This window comes from Bacillus sp. EKM208B (assembly GCF_011800725.1).
GTDB classification, from domain to species: Bacteria; Bacillota; Bacilli; order Bacillales; family Bacillaceae; genus Bacillus; species Bacillus velezensis.
This window is the reverse complement of the sequence record NZ_JAANHO010000005.1, coordinates 228,895-242,069: the sequence shown is the minus strand read 5'-3', so window position 1 is coordinate 242,069 and position 13,175 is coordinate 228,895. Positions and strand designations below refer to the sequence as shown.

At 46.6% G+C, this 13,175-nt stretch carries 17 protein-coding genes and 1 riboswitch; of the genes, 15 read left to right on the top strand and 2 right to left on the bottom strand.

The window, feature by feature from the left end:
* Positions 1 to 137: 137 nt before the first annotated feature.
* From G9F75_RS11655 to ribT, 6 genes are all read left to right on the top strand, one after another.
* Positions 138 to 482: a hypothetical protein gene (locus G9F75_RS11655; RefSeq protein WP_003153366.1), complete on the top strand. Its 345-nt coding sequence runs from the start codon at positions 138 to 140 to the stop codon at positions 480 to 482.
* A 119-nt stretch (positions 483 to 601) separates the two neighbouring features.
* Positions 602 to 748: riboswitch (FMN riboswitch) on the top strand.
* Positions 749 to 879: 131 nt separating this feature from the next.
* Positions 880 to 1,995 (top strand): bifunctional diaminohydroxyphosphoribosylaminopyrimidine deaminase/5-amino-6-(5-phosphoribosylamino)uracil reductase RibD, encoded by a 1,116-nt coding sequence (gene ribD, locus G9F75_RS11650; RefSeq protein WP_022553020.1) that lies wholly within the window; start codon positions 880 to 882, stop codon positions 1,993 to 1,995.
* Positions 1,976 to 2,623: a riboflavin synthase gene (gene ribE, locus G9F75_RS11645; RefSeq protein ID WP_007409425.1), complete on the top strand. Its 648-nt coding sequence runs from the start codon at positions 1,976 to 1,978 to the stop codon at positions 2,621 to 2,623. The genes ribD and ribE overlap by 20 nt, the downstream gene beginning before the upstream one ends.
* Before the next feature lie 14 nt (positions 2,624 to 2,637).
* Positions 2,638 to 3,834, top strand: coding sequence for a bifunctional 3,4-dihydroxy-2-butanone-4-phosphate synthase/GTP cyclohydrolase II (locus G9F75_RS11640; RefSeq protein ID WP_014418281.1), 1,197 nt, complete (start codon positions 2,638 to 2,640; stop codon positions 3,832 to 3,834).
* A gap of 32 nt (positions 3,835 to 3,866) precedes the next feature.
* Complete coding sequence (gene ribH / locus G9F75_RS11635) at positions 3,867 to 4,331, top strand: 6,7-dimethyl-8-ribityllumazine synthase (RefSeq protein WP_003153372.1); 465 nt, start codon at positions 3,867 to 3,869, stop codon at positions 4,329 to 4,331.
* Positions 4,332 to 4,447: 116 nt separating this feature from the next.
* Positions 4,448 to 4,822, top strand: a complete 375-nt coding sequence (gene ribT / locus G9F75_RS11630; protein WP_003153373.1) for a GNAT family N-acetyltransferase RibT — start codon at positions 4,448 to 4,450, stop codon at positions 4,820 to 4,822.
* Positions 4,823 to 4,887: 65 nt separating this feature from the next.
* Here the strand turns inward: ribT and G9F75_RS11625 are convergent, their stop codons facing one another.
* Together G9F75_RS11625 and G9F75_RS11620 are read right to left on the bottom strand one after the other, a co-directional pair.
* The gene (locus G9F75_RS11625) at positions 4,888 to 5,409 is read right to left on the bottom strand and encodes a DUF309 domain-containing protein (RefSeq protein ID WP_167409114.1); all 522 of its coding nucleotides are present in this window, start codon (positions 5,407 to 5,409) and stop codon (positions 4,888 to 4,890) included.
* A gap of 87 nt (positions 5,410 to 5,496) precedes the next feature.
* Positions 5,497 to 5,586, bottom strand: coding sequence for a YjcZ family sporulation protein (locus G9F75_RS11620; protein ID WP_003153376.1), 90 nt, complete (start codon positions 5,584 to 5,586; stop codon positions 5,497 to 5,499).
* Positions 5,587 to 5,793: 207 nt separating this feature from the next.
* Between G9F75_RS11620 and G9F75_RS11615 the strand changes: the two genes are divergently transcribed.
* The 9 genes from G9F75_RS11615 (at position 5,794) to resB (ending at position 13,167) form a co-directional block, all read left to right on the top strand.
* Entirely contained in the window at positions 5,794 to 6,549 is a 756-nt protein-coding gene (locus G9F75_RS11615) for a segregation/condensation protein A (protein ID WP_007409427.1), read from the top strand.
* Complete coding sequence (scpB, locus tag G9F75_RS11610; protein ID WP_007409428.1) at positions 6,539 to 7,132, top strand: SMC-Scp complex subunit ScpB; 594 nt, start codon at positions 6,539 to 6,541, stop codon at positions 7,130 to 7,132. Before G9F75_RS11615 ends, scpB begins: the two co-directional genes overlap by 11 nt.
* 89 nt (positions 7,133 to 7,221) lie before the next feature.
* Positions 7,222 to 7,707, top strand: coding sequence for a DUF3907 family protein (locus tag G9F75_RS11605; protein ID WP_017418059.1), 486 nt, complete (start codon positions 7,222 to 7,224; stop codon positions 7,705 to 7,707).
* A gap of 112 nt (positions 7,708 to 7,819) precedes the next feature.
* Entirely contained in the window at positions 7,820 to 8,971 is a 1,152-nt protein-coding gene (locus G9F75_RS11600; protein ID WP_167409113.1) for a D-alanyl-D-alanine carboxypeptidase family protein, read from the top strand.
* Positions 8,959 to 9,549 (top strand): nucleoside recognition domain-containing protein, encoded by a 591-nt coding sequence (locus G9F75_RS11595; protein ID WP_003153385.1) that lies wholly within the window; start codon positions 8,959 to 8,961, stop codon positions 9,547 to 9,549. The genes G9F75_RS11600 and G9F75_RS11595 overlap by 13 nt, the downstream gene beginning before the upstream one ends.
* Positions 9,550 to 9,553: 4 nt before the next feature.
* Positions 9,554 to 10,090, top strand: coding sequence for a spore maturation protein SpmB (gene spmB / locus G9F75_RS11590; protein WP_015240119.1), 537 nt, complete (start codon positions 9,554 to 9,556; stop codon positions 10,088 to 10,090).
* A 93-nt stretch (positions 10,091 to 10,183) separates the two neighbouring features.
* A complete protein-coding gene (gene rluB / locus G9F75_RS11585) occupies positions 10,184 to 10,918 on the top strand; it encodes a 23S rRNA pseudouridine(2605) synthase RluB (RefSeq protein ID WP_007612296.1) in 735 nt (244 codons plus the stop codon).
* 84 nt (positions 10,919 to 11,002) lie between these two features.
* Entirely contained in the window at positions 11,003 to 11,542 is a 540-nt protein-coding gene (gene resA / locus G9F75_RS11580) for a thiol-disulfide oxidoreductase ResA (RefSeq protein WP_014418277.1), read from the top strand.
* On the top strand, positions 11,539 to 13,167 hold the full coding sequence (resB, locus tag G9F75_RS11575; protein WP_167409112.1) for a cytochrome c biogenesis protein ResB: 1,629 nt from the start codon (positions 11,539 to 11,541) through the stop codon (positions 13,165 to 13,167). The genes resA and resB overlap by 4 nt, the downstream gene beginning before the upstream one ends.
* Positions 13,168 to 13,175 lie beyond the last annotated feature (8 nt).

Sequence of the window (13,175 nt, the reverse complement as noted above, 5' to 3'; positions counted from 1 at the left end):
TTTACAGATACATGAAACATCTTCCCTTTATGAAACGTTATATGAATAACTCACGCAGGGAAGAACGGGTTTCTATTCATGAAAAAAAGGAATATGACATAGTAATGAATAGATTGATACGGGCTGGAGGTAGAAAAATGGGAAGAATTAAAACAAAAGCAGCCATTTTACTTGTACTGCTGCTGTTATTGGCGGGCGGTTATATGGTCATAAACGATATTGAACTGAAAGACGTGCCGACTGCAATCGGACAAACCCTGTCCCAGGAAAAAGAAGAATATACAGTCAAAACATATAAAATTACGAAAATCGAAGGAACTGAGTACCACGGTACGGCAGCAAACGGCACAAAAATTATTTTTAACGGCGACAAGCTGAAGCAGGATCTCTCCGATGTGAAAAAGGGAGATAAAATTAAAGCGTATTTCAGCAAATCAAACCGGATTGACGGCTTATTGAAGGTCGTCAAAGTGAACGAATAAATAAAGGCGCCTTTTATGGAAAAAGGGCGCTTTTTATTTTTCTGAATAATTAGGTGCAAATTCATTGCGCCTGCCGCAAAGGATGTTATAATAGCGGATAAGGACAAAAAAATATTGATTGTATCCTTCGGGGCTGGGTGAAAATCCCGACCGGCGGTAATAAGGCGTTTTGCGCTTTACAGCCCGTGACCCGTATGCATCTGTATACGGTGGATTCAGTGAAAAGCTGAAGCCGACAGTGAAAGTCTGGATGGGAGAAGGATGAGAGAAGCTATGCAAAAAATAAACTTACTGTATAGTCTTATTTCCTATGGATGAAAACTGGCAAAGCCCCGAACTGTGTAAACATTCGGGGCTTTTTTGACGCCAAATTGCGTGGAAGAAGGGAGGGATAACGATGGAAGAATATTATATGAATACGGCAATAGAACTTGCCAGACGCGGTGAAGGACAGACACAGTCCAATCCTCTTGTCGGCGCTGTCGTCGTCAAAAACGGACAGATCGTCGGAATGGGCGCCCATTTGCAATACGGAGAAGCGCATGCCGAGGTTCACGCGATTCATATGGCCGGCAGACACGCAAAAGGCGCCGATTTGTATGTGACGCTGGAGCCTTGCAGCCATTACGGAAAAACACCGCCATGCGCCGAACTGATAATAAAGTCGGGGATGAAAAGGGTGTTCATAGCTGTGAAAGATCCGAATCCGCTTGTAGCCGGAAAAGGCATCGGAATGCTGGAAGCAGCGGGCATCGAAGTGAAAACCGGACTTCTCAGGCAGCAGGCAGAAGAGCTGAATAAAATGTTTCTTCACTTCATGCGGACCGGACTTCCGTATGTCACCTTGAAAGCGGCCGCGAGCCTTGACGGGAAAACAGCGACTGAAACCGGTGACAGCAAATGGATTACATCAGAGGCGGCAAGGCTTGATGCCCAGCAATACAGGAAATCGCATCAAAGCATTCTTGTCGGAGCAGGCACAGTCAAAGCCGATAATCCGAGCCTGACCTGCAGGCTTCCTGATGCGGTGAAGCAGCCGGTCAGAGTGATTCTCGATACAAAGCTGACCATTCCTGAAACGGCAAATGTGCTCACTGACGGCGCTGCGCCGACATGGATATTTACGGCCAAAGATGCAGACGTGCAAAAGAAAGACCGGCTGACCGCACTCGGAATAAAAGTTATTCCGCTGGAAACAGACCGCATTCACGTCCCTGAGGTGCTCAGTATTCTCGCTGAAAACGGCATAATGTCCGTTTATGTGGAAGGCGGAGCATCCGTACACGGAAGTTTTGTCAAGGAAGGCTGTTTCCAAGAGCTTCATTTCTATTTCGCCCCTAAATTAATCGGAGGAACGCTTGCTCCCAGCTTGATCTCCGGTGAAGGTTTTCAATCAATGAAAGATGTCCCCCATTTACAATTCACACAAATCACCCAAATCGGGCCGGATATAAAACTGACGGCCATACCTAAAGATGGAAAGGATGGTGACGATGTTTACAGGAATCGTTGAAGAAACAGGCACGATCCAAGCAATCAAAAAGACAGGCCTTTCCATGGCATTAACCATCGCCGCTTCAAAAGTGACAAGTGATGTGAAGCTTGGCGACAGCATTGCGGTAAACGGCATCTGCCTGACCGTAACCGGATTTTCTGACAATCAATTTACGGTTGATGTCATGCCGGAAACAGTGAAAGCCACTTCGCTGAACGGCTTGTCAAAAGGCAGTAAAGTAAACCTGGAAAGAGCGATGTCCGCCAACGGACGGTTCGGCGGCCACTTTGTATCAGGGCATGTGGACGGAACGGCGGAAATTACGCGGATCGAGAAAAAAAGCAACGCGGTCTATTACGATTTAAAACTTTCGCCGGAATTGACAAAAACGCTCGTATTGAAAGGTTCAATTACGGTAGACGGCGTGAGCCTGACGATTTTCGGTCTATCAGACGAAAGCGTGACGGTATCCATCATTCCGCATACCATCTCAGAAACGATTTTTCAGACGAAAACAGTCGGATCGACCGTAAATATTGAGTGTGACATGATCGGCAAATACTTATACCGCTTTTTGCACAAAACAGAACAAACGAAAAGCAATCAAACTATCACGGAAGCCTTTTTAAGCGAGAACGGCTTTTAGAAAGGAAGATCGATATGTTTCATCCGATAGAAGAGGCGTTAGAGGCGCTGAAAAAAGGTGAAGTCATCATTGTTGTCGATGATGAAGACAGAGAAAACGAAGGAGATTTCATAGCGCTGGCTGAGCATGCCACGCCGGAAGTGGTTAATTTTATGGCGACCCATGGGAGAGGCCTGATCTGCACGCCGCTGTCTGAAGACATCGCCGGCCGGCTGGATCTTCACCCGATGGTCGATCATAATACGGACTCACATGAGACCGCGTTTACGGTCAGTATTGACCACAGGCTGACAAAAACGGGCATCAGCGCTCAGGAACGATCCTTTACCATTCAGGCGCTGTTGAACGAAGAATCTGTGTCTGACGATTTTCAGCGTCCGGGCCACATTTTCCCCTTAATCGCAAAAAAAGGAGGCGTCCTGAAGCGGGCCGGCCATACGGAAGCAGCCGTTGACCTTGCAAAAGCCTGCGGATCTCAGGGAGCGGGCGTCATTTGTGAAATTATGAATGAAGACGGCACAATGGCCAGAGTGCCGGAGTTAGCCGAAATCGCCGAACGCCACCAGCTGAAAATGATTACGATAAAAGACTTAATAGAGTACCGTTACAACATTACGACACTTGTGAACAGAGAAGTTGATATTACGCTGCCGACTGACTTCGGCACGTTTAGGGTTTACGGATATACAAACGAGGTTGACGGAAAAGAACATCTCGCCTTTGTCATGGGGGATGTCCCGTTTAACAGCGAACCCGTTCTTGTCAGAGTGCACTCAGAATGCCTGACGGGCGATGTGTTTGCATCCCATCGCTGTGATTGCGGACCTCAGCTTCATGCCGCGCTTGCGCAAATTGCTGAAGAAGGCCGCGGCGTTCTATTGTATTTGCGCCAGGAAGGCAGAGGAATCGGTTTAATCAATAAGCTGAAGGCGTACCGATTGCAGGAACAAGGGTATGACACGGTTGAAGCGAACGAAGCGCTCGGCTTTCTGCCTGATCTGCGCAACTACGGCATCGGCGCCCAGATTCTCCGCGACTTAGGGGTTCAGCATATGAAACTTTTAACCAATAACCCCCGGAAAATCGCCGGCCTCGAAGGATACGGTCTCAGCATTTCAGAACGGGTGCCGCTTCAAATGGAAGCGAGTGAGCATAACAAGCAATATTTACAGACCAAAATGAAAAAACTTGGACATCTGCTTCATTTCTAAAAACAAATCTCACAAAAAAGGATGGATAACATATGAATATCATACAAGGAAACCTAGTAGGAACAGGACTTAAAATCGGAATCGTCGTCGGCAGATTTAATGAATTTATTACGAGCAAGCTGTTAAGCGGAGCGGAAGACACGTTGCTTCGCCACGGTGTAGAATCAAACGACATTGACGTCGCTTGGGTGCCGGGAGCGTTTGAAATCCCGTTTGCGGCAAAGAAAATGGCGGAAACGAAAAAATACGATGCCGTCATTACGCTCGGCACGGTTATCAGAGGAGCGACAACGCATTATGACTATGTCTGCAATGAAGCGGCAAAAGGCATTGCCCAGGCGGGAACGGCGACGGGCGTCCCGGTTATCTTCGGCATTGTGACGACTGAAACCATTGAGCAGGCCATCGAACGAGCCGGAACAAAAGCCGGAAATAAGGGAGCGGATTGCGCAGTATCTGCCATTGAAATGGCAAATTTAAACCGTTCATTTGAATAATTTGTTGAAAAGCGTTTAAAACAGCGGCGAAAATGATATAATGTGAGGAAACGGATCGCCTTTATGTATCCGTTTGATAGGACATGAATGGACATTTTGGATATAGAGGGGTTTTTATGTTAATTCGTTATAAAAAATCGTTTGAAAAGATTGCGATGGGTCTTCTGTCATTTATGCCGAATGAAAAAGATCTCAAGCAGCTTCAGCAGACAATAAAGGACTATGAAACGGATACTGGCCGCCAGCTCTTTCTTTGGAAAGAGGATGAAGATATCGTCGGAGCGATCGGAGTCGAAAAAAAGGACTCAGAAGTTGAAATCCGGCATATCAGCGTGAATCCTTCTCACCGCCATCAAGGAATCGGAAAGCAAATGATGGACGCCTTAAAACGTCTGTTCAAAACGGAGGCACTCGTTCCGAATGAATTAACGCAAAGCTTTTTTGAACGCTGTCAACATCAAAAAGATCAGGATATCTCATATAATAACTGACAAATGCTCCCGGAATCTTCACGGTTTCGGGAGCTGTTTTGATATAGAAAAAGCAGGGCTGACCGTCAGCCTCTGCTTTTTTTTCTTCTCTCAAATTCCCGTTCGCGTTCCTTAATGACATCCGTCCTGTCCCGCAGGCGGTGTTTATGAATAAGAAAGGTATCTGATACGCCTTCTTGCCCCCATGTATAGCCCTTTCGGCGGCATTCGGCAAGACATGCTTCTTTCAGGGCTTCATCTGTAATCGGCAGCATAACACTTCTGTAAGGCAGGCCCGCTTCTATATCGTCTGCCAGCGTTTCTATCAGCTCAATCAGCTTCGGATGGCTGAGACCGAGAGAACAGACCGCCTGCTTTTCAGACTGGAGAATACGTAAGCTGTTGGCAATCAGCCGTTTCGCCCCGGCTTCATTTCCCCTGCGCTGGTGATACAGAGCGACGGCAAGCTGAATCAGGCCGACCCAATGAATGCTCCGCTTTTCAGCCGGGCTTTCTTTCCAATATTCCTCTAACAGTTCATGACACTCAAAATAATCTCTTGATGCGTGAAATTCGGCCAAAAAGCCGATATAAGCTTTAGGATACAAGCCGCTTCCTCCTTTTATGCTAAAACCAGTGTACCACAGCGCTATGAAAAGGAAAAAAGAGCGGCTTGGTGCCTGAAGCCTGATGAACTAGCAGATGTAAGATGCTCCTACGACAACGAGCAAAATAAACAGAACGACAATTAATGCAAAACCTCCGCCGAAACAAGCTCCGCTCATGTGAAATCAGCCTCCCTTTGTTTCAAGTTTACACGGCTATCATATGTGCATCCGCCTTTAAAGGTATAGGCGGATATCTTCTTTTTCAGTATTTTCTAAATAACGGAGGACGTGTATAAAAGTATTGGACGAGAGCATTTCGGTGGATTATACTAAAGGGTAGCCAGTTTTTCCGGCAATGAGAGTGATATTGAAAATGGTGAGATAATGGTAGAATATCAAGTGAAAATTGATACGTTTGAAGGCCCATTGGACCTGCTGCTTCATCTGATTAACCGTCTTGAAATCGACATATACGACATACCCGTGGCAACCATTACTGAACAATATTTATTATATGTACATACAATGCAAGAGCTTGAACTTGATGTCGCCAGTGAATATCTGGTCATGGCGGCGACGCTTCTCAGCATTAAAAGCAGAATGCTGCTTCCGAAACAAGAAGAAGAGCTGTTTGAAGACGAAATGCTTGAAGAAGAAGACCCTCGGGACGAGCTGATTGAAAAACTGATTGAGTATAGAAAGTATAAAACCGCTGCGAAGGATTTAAAAGAGCGGGAAGAAGAAAGACAAAAGTCATTTACAAAGCCGCCGAGTGATTTAAGTGAGTATGCAAAAGAAATCAAACAGACCGAGCAGAAGCTGTCGGTGACCGTTTATGACATGATCGGCGCGTTTCAAAAGGTGCTTCAGCGTAAAAAAATCACGCGGCCGAAAGAAACGACCATTACAAGACAGGAAATACCGATTGAAGACAGAATGAACGAAATCGTAAAAAGCTTAAAAACGGCGGGGAGAAGAATAAACTTCACGGAGCTTTTTCCTTCTCGGCAAAAGGACCATCTCGTCGTGACGTTTTTAGCAGTCCTGGAACTGATGAAAAATCAGCAGATTATCATTGAACAGGAAGAAAACTTTTCAGATATATACATTACGGGGAGTGAATCCATTCATGGCGCTTGATATCGTGAATTGGAAAGCGATTGTGGAAGCCCTGCTGTATGCGGCGGGTGATGAAGGGCTGACCAAAAAGCAATTGGTGACGGTGCTTGAAATAGAAGAAGCGGAACTGGCCGGAATCATGGAAGAAGTGGCCGCTCAGTACAAGGAAGATGACAGGGGCATCGAGCTTACCGAATATGCGGATACGTATATGCTTGGAACGAAAAAAGAATTCGTGCCTTATTTGAAAAAACTAATCGAAGTGCCGTCAAAAGGGCTGTCACAGGCTTCTTTGGAAGTGCTGGCGATCGTTTCGTACAAGCAGCCGATCACACGGGCGGAAATTGAAGACATCCGGGGCGTGAAGTCTGAGCGGATTCTGCACAGCCTCGTGTCAAAAGCGCTGCTGTGTGAGGTGGGCCGCGCCGACGGTCCCGGCCGGGCGATTTTATACGGCACGACACCGGTATTTCTTGAACAATTCGGCTTAAAAACATTGGAGGAGCTCCCGCCGCTTCCTGAAAATGCGGAGGAAGACGTTCTCCAGGAGGAAGCCGATTTATTCTTTGAAAACTTCAACCAAACTTTTGAGGATATTAAATAATAATCGTTTTTCATCATACGATAGTAGGGAAAGGCCATTGATGAATGACGCAAATGACGAAGTAAAAGAGAGGAAGGAAACGGACGGAAATGGGAAATTCGATTGTGAGGGCCCATACTGAAGAAACTGGTGAATTTTTAGCCGAGGTTGTCACGATGGTCAGCAGCTATTTAAATCATACAACATTGCCGGAGATGCGGGCTCAAGGAGAGGCGGATGAGGCATACTGCCGCGACGTGCTCAGTGTGCTGAGGAGGATGACCGTCTTTTGCGAAGGCGCCCAGGAAGCCTGCCGCCGGCTCTTAATGCAGGAGCCGTTTCATGAGGTGAGAGCGGAAAAAACGCTGTATAAAGTGTATCATCAGTGCGTGGAAGAATTTTTCATGCCGAAAAAGGATACATGGTACGAAAACAGCCGCGCCGCTTATACAGGCCAAAGCGCGATTGAATTCTACCAGCAAGTGCCGGATTCGCTGCGGAGCCTTCTGCTTTCGCTCAGCAGTGAATTTCTGCGCATGCGGGAAGAATTGGCGCAATATGAAGCATCAGGCTCAAATATGGCACCAGTCAGATAAAAACTCTTCCTTTTGGGAGAGTTTTTTTATGTGAAAGTGATGCAATTGGTATTCATAAGTCATGGACATGCGCATAAACTTGTACAAACCCACAACAAGGACGTGAGCATTCATGCGCTTTCTCAAAAAAGCTGCCGTATTTCTTTTGACTTTTGTTATTCTTTTTTCCATTACAGACGGCAATACGGCACATGCCCAAATACATGTCAGCGCAAAAAGCGCGATTATAATCGACGGAGCATCTGGCCGGGTGTTATTCGCCAAGGATGAACATCATAAGCGACGGATTGCAAGCATTACGAAAATCATGACGGCGGTGCTGGCGATTGAATCAGGGAAAATGGAAGAGACCGTGACGGTTTCCCCGAATGCCGTAAAAACGGAAGGTTCAGCCATTTATCTTCAGCCGGAACAAAAAGTAAAGCTGAAAGATCTCGTATACGGGCTTATGCTGAGATCAGGAAATGACGCCGCTGCGGCAATAGCGGAATATGTCGGCGGAAGCCTTGACGGTTTTGTATTTATGATGAACAAAAAAGCCGAGCAAATCGGGATGGAAAATACAAAATTTCAAAATCCGCACGGGCTGGACGACCATGAAAATTTATATTCAACGGCGTATGACATGGCGCTTTTGACTAAATATGCGATGAAAATCAAGGAATACCGGACCGTTTCAGGCACAAAAGTGTATAAGGCGGAAACGATGGACCGGGTATGGAAAAATAAAAACAAGCTTCTGACTGGGCTCTACCGTTACAGCACAGGCGGAAAAACGGGTTACACAAAAATCGCGAAACGGACGCTCGTCTCGACGGCCTCAAAAGACGGTACGGATCTCATCGCGGTCACCATAAATGATCCGGATGACTGGGATGACCATATGAATATGTTTAATTATGTCTTTGATCACTATAAAACCTATGTCGTCGCTAAAAAAGGCGGCATTCCGAAGCTGAAAAAGACGTTTTACGGAAAGCGCGCTTTTATTGCCCGGGATGTCAAATATTTGTTAAAAGAGGATGAAATCGACGATGTAAAAATCAGCACAACCTTAATAAAACCGAAAAAAGCCTGGAAAAAGGACGCCTCTCTCATTCCTGATGTCGTCGGCCGGATGACTGTTATGCATGATGGGAAAGTGATCGCCAAGATCCCAGTCTATTATGAAAATGAGCGCCATAAAAAACCGAAAAAGCATTTCATTGAGACGTTTACGAGCCTGTTTATGAGCGCGGCGGGCGGTTCGTCATGGTCAATTTAATCTGGGTATGTCTGACGGTAATCGGACTTGTCTTTGCGATGTTTAACGGTACCTTGCAGGATGTGAATGAAGCCGTTTTTAAAGGAGCGAAAGAAGCGGTTACGATCTCGTTCGGATTAATGAGCGTTCTCGTGTTCTGGCTCGGCCTGATGAAAATAGCCGAGCAGTCCGGCCTTTTGGATATATTCAGCAGAATGTGCCGCCCGTTTATTTCTAAGCTGTTTCCCGATATTCCCCCTGATCATCCGGCGATGGGATACATCTTATCAAATCTCATGGCAAACTTTTTCGGACTGGGAAATGCGGCGACACCGCTCGGCATTAAAGCCATGGAGCAGATGAAAAAGCTGAATGGAGGTAAGTCTGAGGCCAGCCGTTCCATGATTACCTTTTTGGCGGTAAATACTTCGAGTATTACATTGATACCGACAACCGTCATTGCCGTGCGCATGGCTTACTCGGCGAAATCACCGACCGATATCGTCGGGCCGACCATCTTAGCGACTTTAATTTCGGGAATCGGCGCGATTTTCATTGACCGCTACTTCTGGTACCGCCGCAAAAGAAAAGGGAGGTAAGCGAATGGAAATGGTGAATTGGCTGTCTTTAGCCATGATTCCGATTATTATCGCCGGTATATTGATATACGGCACGATCAAAAAAGTGCCGACGTATGAATCATTCGTTGAAGGCGGAAAAGAAGGAATTGAGATTGCGTTTTCCATCATTCCGTATTTGGTCGGGATGCTGGTGGCGATTACCGTATTCCGGGCCTCGGGCGCGCTGGATTTTGTCATGGGGCTGTGCAAGCCTTTCTTTACAGCGATCGGCATTCCCGCAGAAGTCGTGCCGCTTGCTCTGATCCGCCCGATTTCGGGAACGGCGGCGCTCGGCATGACGACAGATCTGATCGCCGTGTACGGGCCTGATTCATTTATCGGCAGACTGGCCTCGGTCATGCAGGGATCGACTGACACGACGCTGTATGTCCTGACGGTGTATTTCGGGGCGGTCGGCATCAAAAAAATGGGGGATGCTTTAAAGGTTGGTCTTCTTGCTGATTTGATCGGGGTGGTTGCATCAATCATCATAGTTACGTTATTATTTGGAAGCGCCTGAAATCAGGCGCTTTTTATATATCAGAATAACTCTCCCTGAAAAAGCTTGTTTGTTCAAGGGGAAAAAAGTAAGATTATACTTGAGGTGAACGACATGGAAAGACTGCAAAAAGTTATTGCTCATGCCGGCGTGGCATCACGCAGAAAGGCGGAAGAGCTGATAAAAGAAGGAAAAGTAAAGGTGAATGGAAAAGTAATAACAGAGCTCGGCGTAAAAGTGACCGGTTCTGATCAGATTGAAGTAAACGGATTAAAGGTGGAGCGGGAAGAACCCGTGTACTTTCTGCTTTATAAACCGAGAGGAGTGATCTCAGCAGCTGATGACGACAAAGGGCGGAAAGTGGTGACCGACTTTTTCAAAGAAGTGCCGCAGCGCATTTATCCGATCGGCAGGCTTGATTATGATACGAGCGGACTTTTATTGCTAACAAATGACGGCGAGTTTGCCAACAAACTCATGCATCCGAAATACGAAATTGATAAGACATACGTCGCCAAAGTGAAGGGGATTCCTTCCAAGGAACTTCTGAGAAAGCTTGAGCGCGGCATTCAGCTTGAAGAAGGCAAGACGGCGCCGGCCAGAGCGAAAATGCTTTCCCTGGACAAAAGAAAGCAGACGAGCATCATTCAGCTGACGATTCATGAAGGCCGGAACAGACAGGTCCGCCGCATGTTCGAGGCGATCGGTCATGACGTGCTGAAACTAAAACGTGAAGAATACGCATTTTTAGATTTAAGAGGCCTGCGCACAGGAGACGCAAGAGAATTGTCGCCGCATGAGGTGAAAAGGCTGCGGGCTTTAGCTGAACACGGTAAAAACGCTTTCTAATTTTCACATAACCTTCAAAAATTACAAAACGTGTTGATGATATAATTGAATGGATTTGCAGGCAGGGGAGGGGAGCAGTGTACAATGAACAAAAAACGGCGGCGTTTATTCATTCGGACCGGCATCCTTCTCATCTTACTCTGCGCGCTCGGATATACCATCTATAATGCCGTATACACAAACGGAGAGCGTATATCTGAGGGGTCCAAAGCCCCGAATTTCGCGCTGAAAGATACAGAGGGCAGACTCATAGAACTGAGTCAGTTAAAAGGAAAAGGTGTTTTTCTGAATTTCTGGGGAACGTGGTGCGAGCCGTGCAAGCAGGAATTTCCCTACATGGAGAATCAATACAAGCATTTTAAAGACCTCGGTGTCGAGGTGGTTGCGGTAAATGTCGGCGAATCAAAAATTGCAGTACATAATTTTATGAAAACATACGGCGTCAATTTCCCGGTTGCGCTCGATACTGACCGGCAAGTGCTGGACGCGTACGGCGTATCACCTATTCCGACGACATTTTTGATCAATCCCGACGGAAACGTCGTGAAAGTGGTGACCGGCACGATGACAGAACGCATGGTTCATGACTATATGAATTTAATTAAGCCGGAGGCGTCTTCATGAAAAAGGTCAAATGTGAATGCGGGCACGTGAATCCAGCCGGGACGGTTTTGTGCGAGTCGTGCGGGAAGCCGCTTGATGATCAAAAATCGCCGCTTGCCGATATGCGGTACGACGGCAGCGCAAGACGTTCGCAAACATATAACAAAACAATCGTAGATAAGGTATGGAACTTCTTTTCTTCCGTAAAAGTCGGAATATGGCTGATCGTCATTACTCTGGCGGCGTCTGCTTTCGGCACGGTTTTTCCGCAGGAAGCTTATCTGCCGCCGGGCGCCCAGCCGGATACATATTATGAACAGCAGTACGGCATAATCGGTCAACTGTATTATCTGCTGGGATTTCATCAGCTGTACGGCTCATGGTGGTATATGCTCCTGATCGCATCCATTGGCATATCACTGGTCATCTGCAGCCTGGATCGGGTGATTCCTTTGTACAGGGCGCTGAAAAATCAAGGAGTACGGCGGAATCCGGTCTTTTTGAAGAGGCAGCGTCTATACAGCCGGACAGAAACCGAGCTGAGCGGGGATGCGGCTGATAGCCTCAGAACACGATTGAAAAAAAAGCATTATAGAGTGCGAGAACAAGAGGGTAGCATTCTGGCGGAAAAAGGCCGTTTTTCAAGGTGGGGGCCCTACGTCAATCATATCGGCCTGATCATTTTTCTGATCGGAGCCATGCTGAGATTTGTACCCGGTATGTATGTCGATGAAACGCTCTGGGTCCGTGAAGGCGAAACCGCCCAGATCCCCGGCACTGACGGCAAATATTACTTAAAAAACAACCGGTTTACGATGCAGACATATAACAAAGACACTGAGAAAAAAGTATTCGCCGACGCCATTGACAGAGCCGGAAACGGCAAAGTCGCCAAATCCTTCACAACGGACGCGGTTTTGTACAAAAGGGAAGGCGACATTGTATTCGGTGAAAAGCCGAAGCTTAAAAGAGTCAAAGAAAACAATATCCGCGTCAATGAACCGCTGCGCTTTGACTCCTATTCTGTGTATCAGGTGGACTATAAAGAAAACCAGCTCGATCAGATGGTATTTCAGCTGATCGACCAAAAAACAAAACAGTCATTCGGCAAACTGAAGATCAATCTTCTTGATCCCGACACGGACTATGATCTTGGTAACGGTTACAAAGTGCAGATCGCCAGTTATCTTCCTGATTTTTATTTTAACAAGGACGGAGAACCGAGCACGAAAACGAAGGTTCCTAACAATCCGGCTTTTGTCTTTAAAATCACGGCTCCTGACAAGCCGAAAGGGGAGAAAAGTTTTGTTGCGATTCAGCAGACTGTTGAAGGTTCCGAAAGTAACAAGTACAAATTAAAATTCGACCATGTGGAAACGAAAAACATTACAGGACTCACCGTCAGAAAAGACTTAACCTTATGGGTGCTTGCCGTCGGCGGCGCGATCTTTATGATCGGCGTCATTCAAGGAATGTACTGGCAGCACAGAAGGATCTGGATCAAAACAGGTGATCGTGAAGTGCTTGTGGCGGGACATACGAACAAAAACTGGTTCGGTCTGAAAAAGGATATCGAATTTGTTCTTAGCGGGACCGGGATTCAAGAGCCGGCCGATCAAAAAGAATTGGCCAAAAATCAGGCCTAGTGAAAAAG

Coding starts and splice junctions, on each gene's coding strand:
- rluB (WP_007612296.1), top strand. CDS start 10,184: ATGGAAAGACTGCAAAAAGTTATTGCTCATGCCGGCGTGGCATCACGC.
- G9F75_RS11620 (WP_003153376.1), bottom strand. CDS start 5,586: ATGAGCGGAGCTTGTTTCGGCGGAGGTTTTGCATTAATTGTCGTTCTG.
- scpB (WP_007409428.1), top strand. CDS start 6,539: ATGGCGCTTGATATCGTGAATTGGAAAGCGATTGTGGAAGCCCTGCTG.
- resA (WP_014418277.1), top strand. CDS start 11,003: ATGAACAAAAAACGGCGGCGTTTATTCATTCGGACCGGCATCCTTCTC.
- ribE (WP_007409425.1), top strand. CDS start 1,976: ATGTTTACAGGAATCGTTGAAGAAACAGGCACGATCCAAGCAATCAAA.
- resB (WP_167409112.1), top strand. CDS start 11,539: ATGAAAAAGGTCAAATGTGAATGCGGGCACGTGAATCCAGCCGGGACG.
- G9F75_RS11595 (WP_003153385.1), top strand. CDS start 8,959: ATGGTCAATTTAATCTGGGTATGTCTGACGGTAATCGGACTTGTCTTT.
- ribT (WP_003153373.1), top strand. CDS start 4,448: ATGTTAATTCGTTATAAAAAATCGTTTGAAAAGATTGCGATGGGTCTT.
- ribH (WP_003153372.1), top strand. CDS start 3,867: ATGAATATCATACAAGGAAACCTAGTAGGAACAGGACTTAAAATCGGA.
- ribD (WP_022553020.1), top strand. CDS start 880: ATGGAAGAATATTATATGAATACGGCAATAGAACTTGCCAGACGCGGT.
- G9F75_RS11605 (WP_017418059.1), top strand. CDS start 7,222: ATGGGAAATTCGATTGTGAGGGCCCATACTGAAGAAACTGGTGAATTT.
- G9F75_RS11655 (WP_003153366.1), top strand. CDS start 138: ATGGGAAGAATTAAAACAAAAGCAGCCATTTTACTTGTACTGCTGCTG.
- spmB (WP_015240119.1), top strand. CDS start 9,554: ATGGAAATGGTGAATTGGCTGTCTTTAGCCATGATTCCGATTATTATC.
- G9F75_RS11615 (WP_007409427.1), top strand. CDS start 5,794: ATGGTAGAATATCAAGTGAAAATTGATACGTTTGAAGGCCCATTGGAC.
- G9F75_RS11600 (WP_167409113.1), top strand. CDS start 7,820: ATGCGCTTTCTCAAAAAAGCTGCCGTATTTCTTTTGACTTTTGTTATT.
- G9F75_RS11640 (WP_014418281.1), top strand. CDS start 2,638: ATGTTTCATCCGATAGAAGAGGCGTTAGAGGCGCTGAAAAAAGGTGAA.